The sequence below is a fragment of the Streptomyces sp. MK7 genome (assembly GCF_032658145.1).
Classification (GTDB): domain Bacteria; phylum Actinomycetota; class Actinomycetes; order Streptomycetales; family Streptomycetaceae; genus Streptomyces; species Streptomyces spiralis.
Genome location: NZ_JAVACL010000002.1, coordinates 255,465 through 274,387 on the forward strand (window position 1 = coordinate 255,465; position 18,923 = coordinate 274,387).

An 18,923-nucleotide genomic window follows, 5' to 3' on the forward strand; every position below is an offset into this window, starting at 1 on the left:
AGGGACTTTCGCCACACCCCCTAGCGGTGGAAGCGGGCCTCGCCGTCGCCTCCGTCGTCTTCGCGGCGGGCGCGCCACAGGACGACCGCGACGACCAGCAGCACTCCCCCGACGCTGCCGGCGAGAGGCCCGGCCCAGCCGGAGGCGGTGTCGTCCGGCTCGGCGGTGTCGGGGCCGGGGCCGAAGTACCTCTTGCCGTACGCCACCGCGTGCAGGCCCTGCGGTTCGAGGCGGTCCGCGGCCTTCAGGGCGGCCACGGGGTCGACCATGCCGAAGCCGCGGGAGTCGTCACGGCCGCCGACGGGGGCGTTGCGGGCGGTGTCCTCCAGGAGCTTCTTGATCTGCGCGGGCGTCAGCCGGGGGTGGGCGGCCTTGATCAGGGCGGCGGCGCCCGAGACGAACGCGGAGGCCGCGCTCGTGCCCCAGCCCTCGTAGTACCGGTGGTCCGGGTCGGCGATGACGATGTCGACGCCGGGCGCGCTGACCGCGGCGTACCAGCGGCGGGTGGAGAAGTCCGCGCGGGTGCCGTAGCGGTCCACGGCGGTCGCGGCGATCACACCCGGGTAGGCGGCCGGGTAGGAGATGTGGTCGCCCTTGTCGCCGCCGTTGCCGGCCGAGGCGACGACGACGGTGCCCTTGCTCAGCGCGTACTGCACGGCCTCGTCCTCGGCCGGCTCGGGGTGCGCGGAGTCGGAGTCGTCGCCGAGGGAGAGGTTGATGACGTCGGCGCCGTGGTCGGCGGCCCAGCGGATGCCGTCGGCGAGGGCGTTGCCGCGGGTGGTGCGGGCCCGGGTGCGGGCGGAGTCGCCGTCCTCCAGGATCACCCGGACAGGAAGGATCTTGGCCTCGGGGGCGATGCCCATGACGCCGTCGGTGTGACCGGGGCCGTGGCCGTGCCCGGCGATGATGCCGGCCATGGCGGTGCCGTGGCGGGCCCAGGTGCGGTCACCGGGCCGGGCACCGAAGCCGATGAGGTCCTTGGTCGGCAGGACGTTGCCGACGAGGTCGGGGTGGTCGCTCTCGACGCCGGTGTCCAGGACGGCCACGGTGACGCCCTTGCCCTTGGTGACGCGCCAGGCCTGCTGGGTGTGCATGGCGTCCAGAGCCCACTGCTGGGCGCGGATGCCGTCGGCGTGCGCGGCGGTGGCCGGGACGAGGGCGAGGGAGGCGGCCAGGAGGACGCTCAGCGCGCCGCTCCTGCGGGTGATGACGGCTCTCACGAGGGTTTCTCCGTGTCCGTGGCCGAATCGACGTTCCTGCGCAGGGTGCGTTCGATGCGGTCGGCCAGGCCCTGGGCCTCGTTGCCGAGGCCGGCCTGGGCGGGGGCCGTGGTGGCGCCGGAGCGCATCGCGTCGGCGGCGGGCTGTGGGGAGTCGACCATGCGGCCGTCGGCCCAGCCGGAGACGGCGTAGACGACCACAGGGGCCTCGGTCAGCACGGAGATGGTCCAGGAGGCGCGCTGCTTGTCGCCGAAGGCGGCGGCGACGGTGTCCGCGGCGGCGTACGGGCGGGGCATGAGGTCGGTGCGCCGGGCGAGGCCCTCGTTCCGGAACCGGGCGGCGAGGGACCTCATGGCGGGTGCGTCGGCCTTGGTGAAGAGCATCCCGACGGTGGTGACGTAGCTCTGGGTGGCGTCGGTGTAGGTGGCGCGGAGCAGGCGTGCGCAGCCGGCGGGGGCCAGGGCCTTGCGCAGCAGCGGGTCGAAGGCGTTCGCGCAACCGCTGTCGGGTGCCACGGCGACGCGGGTCCAGGTGCGGTCGGCCCCGCCGGGGCCGGCGCCGCCGCCCTCCACCGTGGGCGGGAACAGCTGGTCGACGGGAATGCTGTGCCACAGGCCGCCGGCCGTGGCGAACGCACCGGCCGCGCGACCCTCCCCGGAGTCCCCGGTGAGCCAACTCCCGGTCACGGCACCGCCGATGAGTCCGAGCCCGAGCACGAGGCACGCCGCCGCCACGGCGGTCCGCGCCCGCACCCGTACGCCGAGCGCACGCCCCCGCCCCCGCTCGTCGTAACCCTCGGGCTCCCCGAGCCGGACCTGGGCCCGCGCCGCACCGGGCACGGCGGCGGTCCCCGCGAAGGCGCTCCACGACAGGGCGGGGTCGGGTGCCACGCGCGGGCCCGGCGACACAGTGGCGGACCCCGCGGCTGCCGCCGGGCGCGCCGGTCCCCCGACGCCGGGCACCGGGCCGAGGCCGCGGTCCGGCAAACCGCCCGCTGGGGCACCGGCGGGCGGGCCGCCGACGGCGAACGTGTCCGTGTCCGGGGCGGCGGAGTCCCGTCGGAGGTCCCCGCGGGAAGGCGCGGCCGGCGACCCGGCAGCCGCGCCGGACCGGCGGGCGGAGAGAGGGCGCAGGCGCGCGGTGGTCTCCGACGGGGTCTCGGCGGGTACGGCAGCCCGCGGCGCGGCCGGCGACGGACGGTGTCCCGGCTGCGCCGGCACGGCACCAGGCACATCCCCGTCCGGCAACTCACGCCCGGAGACCGGCGCCACACCGGGACGGACCTGACCCCCACCGTCACCGGCGGCGGACGGCCCGGCATCCGAGGTACGCGGCGCGGCCGGGTGGCCCGTCCGGGTCGGCTCCGAGTGCCGCGGCGGGCCGGTGAGGCCGGCGCGGGCGCCGCTCTCGGCCGCGGCGGGCTCTCCCTGCCCACCGGAGCACGGCCCGGCCGGACGGCCGATCCGTGGCGGCGCGTCGGGGAAACGGGCGGAGGCGGCGGGCGGGGGTGGTGTCATCGGAGCCGTGTCGCGCCGGGCCGGAGGCTCGAACGCCCGGAAGCGGGATCGGGCGGCCGCGGCGCGGGCATCTCCGCCGACGCGGCCGGTGCGCGGGGGCGTGAGGCCGGAGCCGGGTACGGCGCCGGGCACGCCGGGCCCGTTCCACGCGGCGGCCTGCCCCGCCGAACCCGGCTCGCCGCCTCGGTCCGCCGCCTCGCCGCCCGCCGAACCACCCGACACCTCCGGACCGTTGCCGGTGCCTTCCGTCGCGCTCGCCGGCCGCTCGCGTGGCCCCTCGGCTGGGTTCGCCGGTATGGCGGAGTGCGGCTCGCCGGGGGGTTGCGAGGTGCCGTCGGGAGGGGTGGACGGGCGTGGGGGTTTCGGGGGGCGCGGGGGGATCGGGGCGTGGCGCGCTTCCGTGCTCATGCACCCCCCGTTTCCTCGTGCCCGGGCCGTTCTCTCCGGCGCGGTCTTCCTCGTGGCCCCGCCCGGCGGCGGCTCGTCGTCACCGGGCACGCATACCCGTACGAGCGAAGTGCCATCCCGGCTCAAGGGCGCGGCCGCGAGCGTTCCGCCGTTCCGGCGTACGTGCGCGTCACTCTACGGGCTGATCCCAGGTGAGCGGGAACCAGTCCGCGGGCCCGGGGCATCTGCCCGGAACGTCCCCCTACCCTGCGGTAATCCTCTCTGGCAGGCTTCGTTCATGACCGCGCGCGCCGCCGACCGGGCCCGTTACGACCGGGCCACCGCCCATCTCGACGCCCCCGTCGCGATCGTCGACCTGGAGGCCTTCGACGCCAACGCCGACGATCTCGTCCGCCGCGCCGCCGGCAAGCCCGTGCGGGTGGCCAGCAAGTCCGTACGCTGCCGGGCGCTGCTCGAACGCGTCCTCGCCAGGGATGGCTTCGCGGGCGTCATGTCGTTCACCCTCGCCGAGTCGCTGTGGCTGGCCCGCTCCGGGTTCGAGGACGTCCTGCTCGCCTATCCCTCCGCCGACCGGGCCGGCTTCGCCGAACTGGCCGCCGATCCCAAGCTCGCCGCCGCCGTCACGGTGATGATCGACGACCCGGCGCAGCTCGACCTCGTCGACGCCTCGCGCGAGGGCGGACGCGAAGTCGTGCGGGTGTGCCTGGAGTTGGACACCTCGCTGAAGCTGCTCGGCGGACGGATCCGCGTCGGCGCGCGCCGCTCGCCGCTGCACTCCCCCGCCCAGGTCGCCGAGATGGCCCGTACGGTGGCGCGGCGGCCGGGGTTCCGGCTCGTGGGCATCATGGCGTACGAGGGTCATGTCGCGGGCGTCGGTGACGCGGTGGCCGGACGGCCGCTGCGTTCGCGCGCGATCCGGCTGATGCAGGCGGCCGCGCGCCGGGAGCTGGCGGAGCGGCGGGCCGCGGTGGTGCGGGCGGTCCGGGCGGTGGCGCCGGAGCTGGAGTTCGTCAACGGCGGCGGCACGGGCAGTGTCCAGCACACCGCGGCGGAGGACGCCGTCACCGAGATCGCCGCGGGCTCGGGGCTGTACGTCCCGCGCCTGTTCGACAACTACACGTCCTTCCGCGGCCGTCCGGCGGCGCTCTTCGCCCAGCCGGTCGTGCGGCGCCCCGGGGTCGGGGTGGTCACGGTGCTCGGCGGCGGCTACCCGGCCTCGGGAGCGGCCGGTGCGGACCGGCTGCCGGTGCCGTATCTGCCCGAGGGGCTGCGCTACGACCCCCAGGAGGGCCCCGGCGAGGTGCAGACTCCGCTGCTCGGCTCGCCCGCCGACGACCTGCTGATCGGCGACAAGGTGTGGTTCCGGCACGCGAAGGCGGGCGAGCTGTGCGAGCGGTTCGACACGCTGCACCTGGTGAAGGGCGACCGGGTGACGGCGACCGTGCCGACGTACCGGGGCGAGGGCCTCACGTTCCTGTGAGCACCCCCGCCGGGCGGCCGGCCCTCCGGTTCAGCCGGCCGGGCCGATGCTGCTGCCGACGCCCCCGCTCGTGCCGGCGTCGCCGAGGGGCCGTATGCCCTTGGTGATCCTGTCGATGTCGGACAGGGGCGGCCCGTCCGCGCCCGCGTCGAGGACGAAGCGGACGACGACCGGCGCCTCGCTGCCCACGCTGGACGGGAAGACCAGCGACTCGACGTAGCCGCCGGGGCCCTGGGCGGTGCTGACCCGCCAGCGCACGAAGTACCCGGCGCGGCCCGCGACCGCGATCTGACCGGAGGCGACGGCCCGGTGGGAGGTGATGCCCCCGTAGAGGCGCTGTCCGGCCGCGTTCTCGTCGTACGCGAGGTCGGCCGCGTTCTCGATGTCCTGCTCCGCCAGGGCCTTGGGCGGGGCCGCGTCGGTCGCGGTCGCCGTCAGTGTCAGGACCAGGCCGTGCCGGCACAGGCCGGTGCGGGTCGGGCAGTCGTAGGTGCCGTGCGTCGTCATGACCACGTTGTCGTCCGCGACGTACTGCGGCTTCTCCCAGCCGTCGGGCACCGGCAGCGTGATGCCGTTGAGCTGGTCGACGGCGACGGACGGGTCGCCGGTGGCGGTCGCGGACGGGGCAGCGGACGACGGTGACGGGGAGGTCGCGGCGGTGGAGGGGCCGGCCGCCGTGGCGGAGGTGTCCGAGGCCGCCGTCCGCGCGCCGGTGCCGCCTCCGTCGTCGCGGCCGAGCACGACCGCTCCCGTGACGATCGCGGCGACCAGGACGGCCCCGGCGGTGGTCAGGGCCACCGCCTTGGCCCGGGTCGGGCCCCCGCCGGCGGGCGGCGGGGGTGCGGGCGCCGGCGAGGGCTGGGCCTGGGGCTGGGGCTGGGGCGCCTCGGGGGCGCGCTGGTGGTCGGTCCAGGCCGTTCCGTCCCACCAGCGCTCCAGATGCGGGGCCGACGGATCGCGGTACCAGCCGGGCGGGGGTGTCATGCTCACCCCCGGAACTGTAGGAGGACCCTCCCCGGCCCGGCCACAGTGGCCTACAGCGGAGTGACGTACGCCCCCGCGATGCCCCCGTCCACCAGGAAGTCGGTGGCGTTGACGAAGGAGGAGTCGTCGCTGGCGAGGAAGGCGACGGCGGCGGCGATCTCCTCGGCCTGGGCGAACCGCCCCAGGGGGATGTGCACGAGCCGGCGCGCGGCCCGCTCCGGATCCTTGGCGAACAGCTCCTGGAGGAGCGGGGTGTTGACCGGTCCGGGGCACAGGGCGTTGACCCTGATGCCCTCCCGCGCGAACTGGACGCCCAGTTCCCGGGACATGGCCAGCACGCCCCCCTTGGAGGCGGTGTAGGAGATCTGCGAGGTGGCCGCGCCCATCCGGGCCACGAAGGAGGCGGTGTTGATGATGGAGCCCCGGCCCTGGCGCCGCATGTAGGGCAGGGCGGCCTTGCAGCACAGGTACACGGAGGTGAGGTTGACCTCCTGGACCCGCTTCCAGGCCTCCAGCCCGGTCTCCAGGATCGAGTCGTCGTCGGGCGGTGAGATACCGGCGTTGTTGAAGGCGACGTCGACGCTGCCGTAGGTGTCGTACGCCGCCTGGAACAGCGCCTCGACCTGGTCGGGATCGGTGACGTCGACCTTGACGAAGAGCCCTCCGGTCTCCTCGGCGGCGGCCTTGCCGCGGACCTCGTCGACGTCGCCGCAAACAACGTGCGCGCCCTCGGAGGCGAGCCGGCGCGCGGAGGCGAGGCCGATGCCGCTGCCGGCTCCGGTGACGACGGCGGTGCGGCCGACCAGGCGGCGGCAGACCACGGCCTCGGTGTCGGGAATGGTTGCGCTCACTGTGCGGGGCCCTCCGTGCTGATGAAGACGTTCTTGGTCTCGGTGAAGGCGGTCAGCGCGTCCGGGCCGAGTTCGCGGCCCACGCCGGACTGCTTGAAGCCGCCGAACGGGGTCCAGTAGCGGACGCTGGAGTGCGAGTTGACGGACAGGTTGCCGGCCCGCACCGCCTGGGAGACGCGCAGGGCGCGGCCGACGTCCCGGGTCCAGATGGAGCCGGAGAGGCCGTACGGGGTGTCGTTGGCGAGGCGGATCGCGTCCTGTTCGTCGGTGAAGGGCAGCAGAACGGCGACCGGGCCGAAGATCTCCTCGCGGGCCGCGGCGGAGTCGTGCCGCTCCCCGGTGAGGACGGTCGGCGGGAACCAGAAGCCCGGCCCGTCGGGCGCGCTGCCGCGCAGGGCGGGGGCGCCCTCGGGGACGTAGGACCGTACGCGGTCGAGCTGCTGACGGGAGATCAGCGGGCCCATCCGGGTCCGCTCGTCGGCCGGGTCGCCCACGACCACGGCGGTCAGCGCCTTCGCGAGAAGCTCGCGGACCTCGTCGTACACCGGCTCCTGGACCAGGATCCTGGTGCGGGCGCAGCAGTCCTGGCCGGAGTTGTCGAGGAAGGAGAACGGGTCGACGGCGGCCTCGAGGTCGGCGTCGGCGAAGACGACGTTGGGGCTCTTGCCGCCGAGTTCGAGGGTGACGGGCTTGGTGTGCCGGGCGCAGCGCTCCATGACCTCGCGGCCGGTGCGGGTGGAGCCGGTGAACACGATCTTCGCCACGTCGGGGTGGTCGACGAGGGCGCGTCCGGCGGTGTGGCCGTGACCGGGCAGGACCTGGAAGAGGTGTTCGGGCAGGCCCGCCTCCAGGGCCAGTTCGGCCAGCCGGAGCGCGGTGAGCGGGGTGGCCTCGGCGGGTTTGAGGACGACCGCGTTGCCGGCGGCGAGCGCCGGGAAGGACCCCCAGCCGGCGATGGGCATGGGGAAGTTCCAGGGTGCGATGACGCCGACGACTCCGAGGGGTTCGAGGAAGGTGACGTCCCAGCCGCCGGGGACCGGGATCTGCCGGCCGAGGAGGCGTTCGGCGCCGCCGGCCGCGTACAGCAGCAGGTCGCGGGCGTTGCCGGCCTCCCAGCGGGCGTTGCCGAGGAGGTGCCCGGCCTCGCGGACCTCCAGCTGGGCCAACTCCTCGAGGTGGGCGTCGACGACGTCGGCGAAGCGGCGCAGCAGCCGGGCCCGGTCGGCGGGGGCGGTGGTGGACCAGGCGCGCTGGGCGGCCACGGCCCGTTCGACGGCGCGGTGGACGTCGCCCGTATCGGCGGCGGGGACGGTGGCGACCACCTCTTCGGTGGCCGGGTCGAGTACCTGGAGTTCGTGGGACGGGTCCTGGTCGGGCAAGGATGCCTCACATGCGTTCGGGGGAACGGCTCACGCGCGGTCGGGGAAACGGCTCACATGCGTTCGAAAGAGCGGCGCAGCTCCCAGTCGGTGACGGCGGCGTCGAAGGCGTCCAGTTCGACGCGGGCCATGTTGCGGTAGTGCGCGACCACCTCGTCGCCGAAGGCGGCCTTGGCGAGGGGGCTGTTCTCCCACAGCTCGGCGGCCTCGCGCAGGGTGGTGGGGACGTGCTCGTAGTCGGCGGTGTAGGCGTTGCCCGGGCAGGGCTCGGGCAGGGGCAGCTTCTGCTCCAGGCCGTGCAGGCCCGCCGCCACCAGTGCGGCGACCGCCAGGTGCGGGTTGACGTCGCCGCCGGGCAGGCGGTTCTCGAAGCGCAGGGAGCGGCCGTGGCCGACGACGCGGAGGGCGCAGGTGCGGTTGTCGTGCCCCCAGGCGACGGCGGTCGGCGCGAACGAGCCCGGCTGGAACCGCTTGTAGGAGTTGATGTTCGGGGCGTAGAGGAGGGAGAACTCCCGCAGCGCGGCGAGCTGTCCGGCGAGGAAGTGCCGCATGAGGTCGGACATCCCGTCCCCGCCGCGTGCCGCCATGGCGTTGGTGCCGTCGGCGTCGGCGAGGGAGAGGTGGATGTGGCAGGAGTTGCCCTCGCGTTCGTTGTACTTGGCCATGAAGGTGATGGAGACGCCCTCCTGGGCGGCGATCTCCTTGGCGCCGGTCTTGTAGATCGCGTGCTGGTCGCAGGTGACGAGGGCCTCGTCGTAGCGGAAGGCGATCTCGTGCTGGCCGGGGTTGCACTCGCCCTTGGCGGACTCGACGGTGAGACCGGCGCCCGCCATGTCGTTGCGCAGGCGGCGCAGGAGGGGCTCGATCCGGCCGGTGCCGAGGATCGAGTAGTCGACGTTGTACTGGTTGGCCGGGGTGAGCCCGCGGTAGCCGGCGTCCCAGGCCTGCTCGTAGGTGTCCTTGAAGACGATGAACTCCAGCTCGGTGCCGACCTGGGCGGTCAGGCCGTGCTCGGCGAGGCGGTCCAGCTGGCGGCGCAGGATCTGGCGGGGCGCGGCGGCGACCGGGGAGCCGTCGTTCCAGGCGAGGTCGGCGACGACCAGGGCGGTGCCCGGGTGCCAGGGGACGCGACGCAGCGTGGACAGGTCCGGGCGCATGGCGAAGTCGCCGTAGCCGCGGTCCCAGGAGGACATGGCGTAGCCGTCGACGGTGTTCATGTCGGTGTCGACGGCGAGGAGGTAGTTGCAGCCCTCGGTGCCGTGGTGGAGGACCTCGTCGAGGAAGAACCGGGCGGCGAACCGCTTGCCCTGGAGCCGCCCCTGCATGTCGGGGAAGGCCAGGACCACCGTGTCGATCTCTCCGCATCCGACCAGGGCGTGCAGTTCCTCTACGGCGAGCGGAGGTGTGCGGTCTGCCACGGGCGAGCCTCCTCAAGGCTTCATCGACCGGCGCCGGGAGCCATAAGGTATTGCCGGGAACCATTGCCTGGGAAGGGGGCGCGACCGGATGGCGCGGGACACGGGCGCGGAAGGGCCGGGCGACCGGCTCATGGCGGTGCTGCGGCCGGTACGGGCGGGCAACGGTTTCGAGGAGGCCCTGGAGCAGGTGCTTCAGGTGGTGCGGCTCGGCCTGGTGCCGGCCGGCGGGCGGCTGCCCGCGGAGCGGGAGCTGGCGGAGCGGCTGGGGATCAGCCGGGTGACGCTGCGCGAGGTGCTGAAGGTGCTCCAGGAGCAGAAGCTGGTCCAGGCGCGGCGCGGGCGCTACGGCGGGACGTTCGTGCTGCCCCGCACGGACGCGGGCGGCGGCGACGAGCTGCGGCGCCGGGTCGCCGTTGTCGACATCGAGGACGTGCTGCGCTTCCGCGAGGTGCTGGAGGTGGGCGCGGCGGGGCTGTGCGCGGCGCAGGGACTGACGGGTGAGCGGGCCCGGCGGCTGCGCGAGGCGCTGGAGCGCACCTACGACGCGCCGCTTTCGGACTACCGGCGGCTGGACACGCTGCTGCACCTGACGCTCGCCGAACTGTGCGGCTCGCCGAGCCTGGCCGCGCAGTACGCGGCGGTCCGGGCCACGGTGAACGACCTGCTGAACTGCATACCACTGCTGGTGCGCAATCTGGAGCACTCGCAGCGCCAGCACATCGCCCTGGTGGAGGCGGTGCTGGAGGGGGACGCGGACGGGGCGCGGGAGATCACGCGCGAGCACTGCGCGGGCACGGCGGCGCTGCTGCGCGGCTTTCTGGCGTGACGCAGGAGTCCCCAAAGGTATGGACGTACACCTTTGCGGAGCACACCCTCAGGGGCCTGGGAGGACCGTATGACCGGAGGACGACCGCTGATCGGCATCAGCACCTACCTGGAGGCCGGTGCGCGCTGGGGCGTGTGGGAGCTGGACGCGGCGCTGCTGCCGGCCGGCTATCCACGGCTGGTGCAGCGGGCGGGGGGTCTCGCGGCGATGCTGCCGCCGGACGTGCCGGAGCGGGCGGCGTCGGCCGTGGCCCGGCTGGACGGGCTGGTGATCGCGGGCGGCCCGGACGTCGAGCCGGTGCGCTACGGCGCCGAGCCGGACCCCCGTACGGGACCGCCCGCCCGCGTCCGGGACGCCTGGGAACTCGCCCTGATCGAGGCCGCGCTGAGCGCGCGGGTGCCGCTGCTGGGCATCTGCCGGGGCATGCAGCTGCTGAACGTCGCCCTCGGCGGCACCCTGGTCCAGCACCTGGACGGTCACGCCGAGGTCGTCGGCGTCTTCGGCGACCACCCGGTCACACCGGTCCCCGGCACCCGATACGCCGCGGCCGTCCCGGAGGAGACGACCGTCCCGACCTACCACCACCAGGCCGTCGACCACCTCGGCAAGGGCCTGATCGCCTCTGCCCACGCCCCGGACGGCACCGTCGAGGCCATCGAGCCGGCGTCCACCGGCCACTGGGTGCTCGGCGTCCAGTGGCACCCGGAGATGGGCGACGACCCCCGGGTGGTGCGCCACCTGATCGACGCCGCCACCGCTTCCTGAGACGCGCGCCGGCCGCACCGGGACCCAGGCGGCAACCACTTCGCGAGGAGCGCTCTTGCTGCCGCCCCGCGCGACCGTCCACCGCCTCGGCGAGGGCCTGATCGCCTCGGCCCACGCCCCGGACCGCACCGTCGAGGCGGCCGGGTCGACACGCATGAGGCGCGCGGCGGCCGGGCTCCTGAGGTGTGCCGTACCCGAGTGGCCCCGATGCGCGAGTGCGCCCGTGCGCGGGTTGCCCGTGCGCGGGTTGCCCGTGCGCGAGGTGCCCGTGCGCGAGGTGCTTCGTGCCCCCGTCAGCCGGTTCCCGAGCGGGTCAGGGACAGCAGATCGCGGGCCGGGCCCGCCGGGCGGTGGCCGGTGGGCCAGACGGCGCGCAGGTCGCGGCGGAGGGCCATGCCTTCCACCGGGATGGTGACCAGGCGGCGCAGGGAGAGTTCGTCGCCCACCGCCAGTTCGCTCAGCACCGCCGGTCCCGCCCCGCTCACCGCCGACGCCTTCACCGCCGTGGTGGAGGACAGTTCGATCAGCGGGCGCGCCAGGCCGCCCAGCGCAGCGTCGAGGACCTGCCGTGTCCCGGAGCCCTTCTCCCGGAGGATCAGCGGGGTCGAGGCGAGTTCCGCCGCGTCCAGCGGGCGCCGGCGGCGGGCCCAGGGGTGCGCGGGAGCGGTCACCACGATCAGCCGGTCGTGGGCGATCACCACCGAGTCCAGTCCGGCCGGCACCGTCAGCCCCTCCACGAACCCGAGGTCCGCCTCGCCCGCCAGCAGCCGCTCGGCGACCATCGCCGAGTTCCCCGCGAGCAGCGAGACCGCCGTGTCCGGCCGGTGCGCCCGCAGCGCGATCAGCCAGCCGGGCAGCAGATACTCCGCGATCGTCATGCTCGCCGCCACCCGCAGTCGCGAGTCCCGCCGGTCCCGCAGGGCCTGCGTGCCCGCGTCGAAGGCCTCCGCCGCCTCCACGACCCGCCGGGCCCAGTCCGTCACCAGCGCGCCCGCGTCCGTCAGCCGTGAGCCGCGCGGCGAGCGGTCCACCAGCGCCAGCCCCAACTGCCGCTCCATGGAGCGGATCCGGCTGCTCGCCGCCGGCTGGGTGATGCCCAGCTCCCGGGCCGCCCCGCCCAGACTGCCCAGTCGCGCCACGGCCAGCAGCAACTCCAGCGCGCCCAGATCCGGAACCCGGTGGGCCAGCGACGCGGCCACGGACGGCCGCCCGGCCCCGTTCCCTGCGTTCACGCCCGTGTTCCTCATAAAGCCAGCTTATGCCCCGATAGAGACAAACCCCCTGGTGGGGGCCCCGGGCCTGCGAAAGCCTCACATCATGGTCACCGCAGCCCACTCCCTGGCCCCCCGATCGCCGTCCCCTCGGTCGCCGTCCCTCCGGTCGTCCGTCCCGGCCGCGCCCCGGCCCCGCGTTCCCGCGCTCCGCCATCTCGGCCCCAACTGGTACGGCTCGGTCATGGGCACCGCCGCCGTCGGCACGGCGGGTGCCGCGCTGCCGGTCCACCTCCCGGGCCTGCGCGCCGTCTGCACCGCCGTCTGGGCACTCTCCCTCGTCCAGCTGGCGGTCCTGCTGGTGGCCCGCGTGCTGCACTGGGTCCACCACCGCGACCAGGCCCGCGCCCATCTGCTGGACGCGGCGGCGGCCCCGTTCTACGGCTGTCTGTCCATGGCGCTGCTGGCCGTCGGCGGCGGCGCGCTGTCCGTCGGCCGGGACTGGATCGGCACCGGCGCCGCGCTCGCCCTGGACACCGTGCTGTTCACGGCAGGGACAGGCGTCGGACTGGTGGCCGCCGTGGCGGTGCCGTACCTCATGGCCGTGCACCACAGGATCGAGCCGCAGCAGACGACGCCGGTGTGGCTGCTGCCGGTCGTCGCGCCGATGGTGTCCGCGGCCCTCGGCCCCTCCCTCGTGAGCCACCTGCCGGCCGGGCAGGGGCGAGAGACCCTGCTCCTGGCGTGCGTGGCGATGTTCGGGCTGAGTCTGCTGGCGACGCTGGCCCTGCTGCCGCTGATCCTCGGCCGGCTGATCGTCGCGGGACCGCTGCCGCTCGCGCTCACCCCGACGCTGTTCCTGGTCCTGGGCCCGCTCGGGCAGTCCACCACCGCCGTCGGCGCGTTCGCCGATACGGCCCGGGGTGCCGTACCGCCCCCCTACGACACCGGCTTCGCGGTGTTCGCGCTGCTCTACGGCGTTCCCGTGATGGGCTTCGCCGTGCTGTGGTTCGCCTTCGCCGCCGCGCAGGTGGTGCGCGCCGGCCGGCAGGGCATGGGCTTCGCGATGACCTGGTGGTCCTTCACCTTCCCCGTCGGCACCTGCGTGACCGGTGCCTCGGCTCTCGCCCGGCACACCCACCTCGCCGCGTACGACACCCTCGCGGTCGCCCTGTACGCGGTCCTCGTCACCGCCTGGGCCGCCGCGGCCGTGCACACCGCCCGCGGACTGGTCAGCGGCTCGCTGCTCGCAGCGCCCGCGCCAGCACCCGCGGAGCCTCGGCCAGCGACGGCCCGTACCACGTCAGGTGCCGCCCGCTGACCAGCGCGCACGGCAGCCCGGGGAAGGCCTCCGGCCCGTCGCCCGCGGTGAAGCGGTACGGCTCGTCGGGGAGGACGACGACGTCCGGGGCCGCCGCCCGCAGCTCCTGAAGCGGGATGCGCGGGTAGCGCTCGGCGTGGTCCGCGTACAGCTGGTCGACGCCGAGGCGGGCGAGGACGTCGCCGGCGAAGGTGTCCCGGCCCAGCACCATCCACGGCCGGCGCCAGACCGGCACGATCGCGGTCGTACGGCGCTCGGCCCCGTCGTGCTCCGGCGGCGCGGTCCAGGCGCTCTCCGCCTCGTCCAGCCATCGCGGCCGGCCCGCCGCCCCGCAGGCCGCCAGGACCCGCGCCAGTTCCCGGAAGCCCTGCGGCACGTCCCGCACCTCGGTCACCAGCACCTCCAGGCCTGCCGCGCGCAGGGCGTCCAGGTCGGGTGCGCGGTTCTCCTCCTCGTTGGCGATCACCAGGTCGGGGGCGAGGGAGACGATCCGGTCGACGTCGGGGTTCTTGGTGCCGCCGACGCGGACCACCTCCAGGTCCGCCGGACGGACGCACCACCGGGTGGCACCGACCAGCACGCCGGGCAGCGTCGCGGCGACCGCCTCGGTCAGTGAGGGCACCAGGGAGACGACCCTCATCACCGTGTCCGGTCCTGCACCGCCTCGATGTGCTCCGCCACCGCGACCACGATCACCCGGGTGTCGGGCACGGTCGCCCGCCAGCGGTGGCGGACCCCGCCGGTCAGGTACATCGTGTCGCCGCGCGCCAGCCGGTAGGCGCGGCCTTCCGCCTCTATCTCCACCGCGCCGTCGGCGACGTACATCAGCTCGTCGTTGCGGTGCTGGAACTCGCGGCCCGCGTCGTGGTCGCCGGTGAACTCGGAGGCGTGCAGCTGATGATGACCGCGCACCAGGGAGCGCACCCGGGGTTCGGGCACCAGCTCGGGGACCTCGGTGACCTCGGCGCGTACGACGTCGACGCTGCACGCCGGGTCGGCCGCCGCCAGCAGCTCCACGGCGGTGGTGCGCAGGGCGTCGGCGACCTTCTCCAGGGAGCTCCTGCTGGGGCGGGCCCTGTCGTTCTCGACCTGGCTCAGGAAGGGCACCGACAGGCCGCTGCGCTCGGCCACGACGGCGAGGGTGAGGTCCAGCGCGCGGCGCCGCCGCCGTACGGCCGCGCCCACTCGAAGGGACTGCTCTTTGTGGTCGCCCATCGCTCCGGCTCCCTCCTTCGCTCGTCGTTCCGTTCGTCGTTCCGTCCGCCGTCGGCGGGCCCGGTCAGGTCCGGTTCCGGGTCCGGTTCCGGGCGCGGTGTTCCTGATGACTTCTCTGCACCCTACGCATGTTCGGCAAACCGTTTCACGCGGCCGTCACATCCCCGTAAGACGGGAGGGCCGCGGACCTCATGGTTCGCGCCAGCGGTTCGGCGCCGCTGCGGGGGTGCTGTGCGGCCCCCGGAGCGGATCGGCACCGGTGAGGTCTTCCGGAAGCCCACGGGCCCTCGAGCCCAGGGTAGGGGGGTGGCTCTGCGTGGTTGTCCGGATTCCTACCGTGCACAGGCCGAGGGGCGGACCCTTCCCCACGGCGTCAGGACCGTGGAGAGGGCCCGCCCCTCTCAGGTGTACGACTCTCGGACGTACGGTGCGACGGTGGCGGCTTAGCCGGAGGTCATCCGCTGCTCGACGTCCGGGTGCTGCTTCAGCCAGGCGTCGACCGCTTCGTCCTCGTGCCCCTGGCCGCGCTTGTTGATCTCGCTCTCCAGGCTGCCGAGCTCGTCCTCGCTCATCCTGAAGTTCTTGATCCACTTCGTGAGCTGCGGGTACCGCCCGGGGAAGTCCGCGCTGGAGATGGTGCGGATGGTGTTGCCCTCGCCGAAGAGCTTCTTGTCGTCCTTCAGCTTGGTGAGGCCGTAGCGGCTGTACGCCCAGTGCGGCGACCAGAGCACGACGGCCACGGGCTTCTTCTTGGCGTACGCGCGCTTGAGCTCGGCGAGCATCGCGGGCGTGGAGCCGTCGACGACCTTGTACTCCTTGTCCAGGCCGTAGCCGGGCAGGACCTTGGTCTTGAGCAGGTTCATCTCGCCGGTACCGGGCTCGATGCCGATGATCTTCCCGCCGAAGAGGGAGGACTTGCCCTTGAGGTCCTGAAGGGACTTCACGTCCTTGACGTAGGAAGGCACCGCGATCTCCAGGGAGGTCGGCTGGTACCAGGTGCCCAGGTCCCTGAGCTTGTCCTTGCTCTTGTCCCAGTAGTTCTTCTGGGCGTACGGCAGCCAGGCGTCGAAGTTGAGGTCGATGTCCCCGCCGGCCATGCCGGTGTAGACGGGGCCGACGTCCATCTGCTTCAGGTTCAGCCGGTAGCCGCGGCGCTCCAGGACGTGCTTCCACAGACGGGTGACGGCGATGTCCTCGTCCCACGGGAACCATGCGACGTTCAGGGCGCGGGAGGCCTCGGCGGGCTTGGCGCCCGAGCCGCCGGGCAGCGGGGCGAGCTTGTCGACGAGGCCGGGCTGGGACTTCAGCCAGGTGCGCACGGCGTCCTGCTGCCGGCCCTTGCCCGCCTTGTTGATCTCGGCCTCCAGGCTGGTGAGCTGCTTCTCGTCCAGCTTGAAGTTCTTCAGCCAGGTGCCGACGACCGGGTTGTCGGCCGCGAAGCCCTTGCGGGCCAGCGTGTGCACGCCGTCCCCCTTGCCCCAGGCGCCCTTGGGGTCCTTCAGCTTCTTCAGGGAGTAGTCGTTGTACGCCCAGTGCGGCGACCAGAGCGTGACAACGATGGGTTCCTTCTTGCTGTAGGCGCGCTTGAGCTCGGCCAGCATCGCGGGCGTGGAGCTGTCGACGACCTTGTACTCCTTGTCCAGGCCGTAGTCCTTGAGGACCTTGCTCTTGAGCAGGGCCATCTCGCCGGCGCTGGACTCGATGCCGGTGATCTTCCCGCCGAAGAGGGAGGACTTGCCCTTGAGGTCGTCGAGGGAGTCGACGCCCTTCACGTACGACGGCACGGACAGCTCCAGGGACGTCGGGCCGTACCAGGAGCCGAGGTCGTCCAGCTGCTTGCCGTACTTCTTCCAGTACTGGGCGTGGGTGGTCGGCAGCCAGGAGTCGGTCTCGAAGTCGACGCTGCCCTGGGCGAGCGAGGTGTACAGCGGGCCGGCGTCGAACTGCCGGGCGCCGACCTGGTAGCCGCGCTGCTCGAGGATCTCCTTCCACAGGAAGGTGGAGGCGACGCCCTCGTCCCAGGGGATGTAGCCGATGGTGAGCTTCTTGCCCTTGCCGATGTCGTGGCCGTCGGCGGTGGCCGTGGCGCCGGAGCCGGAGCCGCCGAAGACGCCCATGCCGCCCGCGATCAGGCCCAGGACCACCACGCCGATGACGGCGATCTGCGGGCGCGGCCGGTAGGACCAGATCTTCAGGCCCTGGGCGGCCCGCGCCCTGGCGGCGGCACGCCGGCCGAGCGGCGAGACCTGGGTGCCCAGGGCACTGGTCATCCGGTCGAGGTAGATCGCGAGGATCACGATGGCGACGCCGGACTCGGAGCCGAGACCGACGTTGAGCTGGCCGATGGCCTCGTTGACGTCGCCGCCGAGGCCGCCGGTGCCGACCATGCCGGCGATCGCGGCCATGGACAGCCCGAGCATGATCACCTGATTGACGCCGGCCATCACCGTGGGCAGGGCCAGCGGCAGCTGGACGCGCAGCAGAGTGTTGCGGGGCGTGGTGCCGAACGCCTCGGCCGCCTCGACCAGTTCCGCGTCGACCTGGCGGATGCCCAGCTCGGTCATGCGCACGCCCGGGGCGAGCGCGAAGATCAGCGTGGCGACGATACCCGCGGAGGCGCCCGTGCCGAAGAACAGGATGGCCGGGATGAGGTAGATCATCGCGGGCAGCGTCTGCATGAAGTCCAGCACCGGCCGGACGACGGCGCTGACCCGGCTGGAGCGGGCCGCCCAGATGCCCACCGGCACCGAGATCACCAGGGCGATGATGGTGGCGACGAGCACCAGGGACAGGGTCACCATCGCGTCCGACCACAGCTCCATCGAGTCGATGAAGGCGAAGCCGACGAAGGTGAGGACACCGGCGAACAGACCACGCAGCCACCAGGCGAGCACGGCGAGGATGCCGGCGAGCAGCAGCGGCTCGGGCGCCTGGAGGACGGCGTCGATGCCGTCGTAGGTGCCGGTGAAGACGGCCTTGAAGAAGTCGAAGAGCCAGGCCATGTGGTCGAGCAGCCAGTCGACCGCGGAGTTGACCCAGTCGCCGAGCGGGATCCTAGGCACGGGCCACCTCCTTCTCGCCACCCTGGTCCCGCGGTGCGTCGCAGCTCACGGGGGCGGGGTCCGATGCGTCGCCGAGGAAGCCGACGAGCCGCTGCCGGGGTACGACGCCGACGACGGCGCGGTGCTCGTCCAGGACGGCGACCGGGTGGGAGAGCCGGGCGCTGATCGCGCACAGCTCGGTGAACGGGGTGTCCGGCGTCGCGGTGTCGCAGTCGCAGTCCGCCTCGTCACCGCGCACCTCGTGGTCCATGACCGCCTCGGCGGTCAGCACGCGGGAGCGGTCGACGTCCTGGGTGAAGGAGGCGACGTAGTCGTCGGCGGGGCGCAGCAGGATGTCCTCGGCGGTGCCGGTCTGCACGATCCGGCCGTCGCGCATGACGGCGATGCGGTCGCCCAGGCGCATGGCCTCGTTGAGGTCGTGGGTGATGAACACGATCGTCTTCTTCAGGGTGTGCTGGAGCTGGAGCAGCTGGTCCTGCATGTCGCGGCGGATCAGCGGGTCCAGCGCGCTGAAGGACTCGTCCATCAGCAGCAGGTCGGCGTCGGTGGCGAGCGCGCGGGCGAGGCCGACACGCTGCTGCATGCCACCGGAGAGCTCGTCCGGCCAGGACGCCTCCCACCCGGCCAGGCCGCACAGGGCGAGCGCCTCGTCGGCGCGGCGTTCGCGCTCGGCGCGGGGCACGCCCTGCACTTCCAGGCCGTAGGCGGCGTTGTCCCGGACGCTGCGGTGCGGGAAGAGCGCGAAGTGCTGGAAGACCATGCTGATCTTCTTGGAGCGGACCTCACGCAGCTCGCGGGCGCTGAGCGCGGTCAGGTCCTGGCCGTCGAAGCGGACCTGGCCGGCGGTGGGCTCGAGCAGCCCGTTCAGCATCCGCAACAGGGTGGACTTGCCGGAGCCGGACAGTCCCATCACGACGAAGATCTGTCCGGGTTCCACTGTGAAGGACGCGTCGATGACGGCGGCGGTGGTGCCGTCGGCGCGCAATTCCTCGCGGCCGGCTCCTTGGCGGAGCTTCTCCACTGCCTCGTCCGGTCGTCTGCCGAACACCTTGTACAGGTGTTCAGCTTGAAGCCTGGCTGACACACGCACCTCTCACCTCGGGGCCAGGGACGGGAGACGAAGGACGAATAACAGTTGAATAACGCAACCACCTTCGCTCCGGCCCGCGCCTGCCCCCGCACCCCGGCGGCAAACCCGAAAGTGGCCCGCTTCACACTCCGTCACCCTCACCCGTACTGAACCCGCCTTTCCCGCACGAGCCGGTG

Annotated in this window: 15 protein-coding genes; 4 read left to right on the top strand and 11 right to left on the bottom strand. The window is 73.6% G+C overall.

Annotated features, from left to right (window positions below):
• Positions 1 to 20 precede the first annotated feature (20 nt).
• The gene (gene mycP / locus R2S09_RS03900; protein WP_316739781.1) at positions 21 to 1,220 is read right to left on the bottom strand and encodes a type VII secretion-associated serine protease mycosin; all 1,200 of its coding nucleotides are present in this window, start codon (positions 1,218 to 1,220) and stop codon (positions 21 to 23) included.
• A complete protein-coding gene (locus R2S09_RS03905; protein ID WP_372337760.1) occupies positions 1,217 to 2,059 on the bottom strand; it encodes a hypothetical protein in 843 nt (280 codons plus the stop codon). Before R2S09_RS03905 ends, mycP begins: the two co-directional genes overlap by 4 nt.
• Positions 2,060 to 3,422: 1,363 nt before the next feature.
• Between R2S09_RS03905 and R2S09_RS03910 the strand changes: the two genes are divergently transcribed.
• On the top strand, positions 3,423 to 4,625 hold the full coding sequence (locus R2S09_RS03910) for an amino acid deaminase/aldolase (RefSeq protein WP_306190229.1): 1,203 nt from the start codon (positions 3,423 to 3,425) through the stop codon (positions 4,623 to 4,625).
• Between the two features lie 30 nt (positions 4,626 to 4,655).
• On the opposite strand, the gene R2S09_RS03915 is transcribed toward R2S09_RS03910, so the two are convergent.
• From R2S09_RS03915 to R2S09_RS03930, 4 genes are read right to left on the bottom strand one after another with little or no spacing between them, the layout of a single operon-like run.
• A complete protein-coding gene (locus R2S09_RS03915; protein ID WP_306190271.1) occupies positions 4,656 to 5,609 on the bottom strand; it encodes a DUF2510 domain-containing protein in 954 nt (317 codons plus the stop codon).
• A gap of 50 nt (positions 5,610 to 5,659) precedes the next feature.
• The gene (locus tag R2S09_RS03920; RefSeq protein WP_316739784.1) at positions 5,660 to 6,460 is read right to left on the bottom strand and encodes a 3-oxoacyl-ACP reductase; all 801 of its coding nucleotides are present in this window, start codon (positions 6,458 to 6,460) and stop codon (positions 5,660 to 5,662) included.
• Positions 6,457 to 7,839: an aldehyde dehydrogenase gene (locus tag R2S09_RS03925; RefSeq protein WP_306190231.1), complete on the bottom strand. Its 1,383-nt coding sequence runs from the start codon at positions 7,837 to 7,839 to the stop codon at positions 6,457 to 6,459. The genes R2S09_RS03920 and R2S09_RS03925 overlap by 4 nt, the downstream gene beginning before the upstream one ends.
• A 53-nt stretch (positions 7,840 to 7,892) precedes the next feature.
• Positions 7,893 to 9,257 carry a glutamine synthetase family protein gene (locus tag R2S09_RS03930; protein ID WP_306190232.1) on the bottom strand — a complete coding sequence of 455 codons (1,365 nt, stop codon included), beginning with the start codon at positions 9,255 to 9,257 and terminating at the stop codon, positions 7,893 to 7,895.
• Between the two features lie 88 nt (positions 9,258 to 9,345).
• Here R2S09_RS03930 and R2S09_RS03935 point away from each other — a divergent pair, with 88 nt between their 5' ends.
• Positions 9,346 to 10,083 carry an FCD domain-containing protein gene (locus tag R2S09_RS03935; protein ID WP_316739787.1) on the top strand — a complete coding sequence of 246 codons (738 nt, stop codon included), beginning with the start codon at positions 9,346 to 9,348 and terminating at the stop codon, positions 10,081 to 10,083.
• A gap of 69 nt (positions 10,084 to 10,152) precedes the next feature.
• A complete protein-coding gene (locus R2S09_RS03940; RefSeq protein WP_316739789.1) occupies positions 10,153 to 10,848 on the top strand; it encodes a gamma-glutamyl-gamma-aminobutyrate hydrolase family protein in 696 nt (231 codons plus the stop codon).
• Between the two features lie 293 nt (positions 10,849 to 11,141).
• Here R2S09_RS03940 and R2S09_RS03945 read toward each other — a convergent pair whose 3' ends face one another.
• Positions 11,142 to 12,095, bottom strand: a complete 954-nt coding sequence (locus R2S09_RS03945; RefSeq protein WP_372337756.1) for a LysR family transcriptional regulator — start codon at positions 12,093 to 12,095, stop codon at positions 11,142 to 11,144.
• A 70-nt stretch (positions 12,096 to 12,165) separates the two neighbouring features.
• On the opposite strand from R2S09_RS03945, the gene R2S09_RS03950 reads away from it, so the two are divergent.
• On the top strand, positions 12,166 to 13,380 hold the full coding sequence (locus tag R2S09_RS03950) for a TDT family transporter (protein ID WP_306190237.1): 1,215 nt from the start codon (positions 12,166 to 12,168) through the stop codon (positions 13,378 to 13,380).
• Here R2S09_RS03950 and R2S09_RS03955 read toward each other — a convergent pair.
• The 4 genes from R2S09_RS03955 to R2S09_RS03970 all read right to left on the bottom strand — a co-directional run bounded on the left by R2S09_RS03955 (position 13,292) and on the right by R2S09_RS03970 (position 18,741).
• Complete coding sequence (locus R2S09_RS03955) at positions 13,292 to 14,020, bottom strand: helical backbone metal receptor (protein ID WP_306190238.1); 729 nt, start codon at positions 14,018 to 14,020, stop codon at positions 13,292 to 13,294. The genes R2S09_RS03950 and R2S09_RS03955 overlap by 89 nt on opposite strands.
• Positions 14,020 to 14,595 carry a helix-turn-helix domain-containing protein gene (locus R2S09_RS03960; RefSeq protein ID WP_030179540.1) on the bottom strand — a complete coding sequence of 192 codons (576 nt, stop codon included), beginning with the start codon at positions 14,593 to 14,595 and terminating at the stop codon, positions 14,020 to 14,022. Before R2S09_RS03960 ends, R2S09_RS03955 begins: the two co-directional genes overlap by 1 nt.
• A gap of 443 nt (positions 14,596 to 15,038) precedes the next feature.
• Positions 15,039 to 17,657: an ABC transporter permease/substrate binding protein gene (locus R2S09_RS03965; protein ID WP_316739794.1), complete on the bottom strand. Its 2,619-nt coding sequence runs from the start codon at positions 17,655 to 17,657 to the stop codon at positions 15,039 to 15,041.
• The gene (locus R2S09_RS03970) at positions 17,650 to 18,741 is read right to left on the bottom strand and encodes a glycine betaine/L-proline ABC transporter ATP-binding protein (protein WP_306190240.1); all 1,092 of its coding nucleotides are present in this window, start codon (positions 18,739 to 18,741) and stop codon (positions 17,650 to 17,652) included. The genes R2S09_RS03965 and R2S09_RS03970 overlap by 8 nt, the downstream gene beginning before the upstream one ends.
• Positions 18,742 to 18,923 lie beyond the last annotated feature (182 nt).

Coding starts and splice junctions, on each gene's coding strand:
- R2S09_RS03910 (WP_306190229.1), top strand. CDS start 3,423: ATGACCGCGCGCGCCGCCGACCGGGCCCGTTACGACCGGGCCACCGCC.
- R2S09_RS03940 (WP_316739789.1), top strand. CDS start 10,153: ATGACCGGAGGACGACCGCTGATCGGCATCAGCACCTACCTGGAGGCC.
- R2S09_RS03950 (WP_306190237.1), top strand. CDS start 12,166: ATGGTCACCGCAGCCCACTCCCTGGCCCCCCGATCGCCGTCCCCTCGG.
- R2S09_RS03945 (WP_372337756.1), bottom strand. CDS start 12,095: ATGAGGAACACGGGCGTGAACGCAGGGAACGGGGCCGGGCGGCCGTCC.
- R2S09_RS03915 (WP_306190271.1), bottom strand. CDS start 5,609: ATGACACCCCCGCCCGGCTGGTACCGCGATCCGTCGGCCCCGCATCTG.
- R2S09_RS03955 (WP_306190238.1), bottom strand. CDS start 14,020: ATGAGGGTCGTCTCCCTGGTGCCCTCACTGACCGAGGCGGTCGCCGCG.
- R2S09_RS03935 (WP_316739787.1), top strand. CDS start 9,346: ATGGCGCGGGACACGGGCGCGGAAGGGCCGGGCGACCGGCTCATGGCG.
- R2S09_RS03960 (WP_030179540.1), bottom strand. CDS start 14,595: ATGGGCGACCACAAAGAGCAGTCCCTTCGAGTGGGCGCGGCCGTACGG.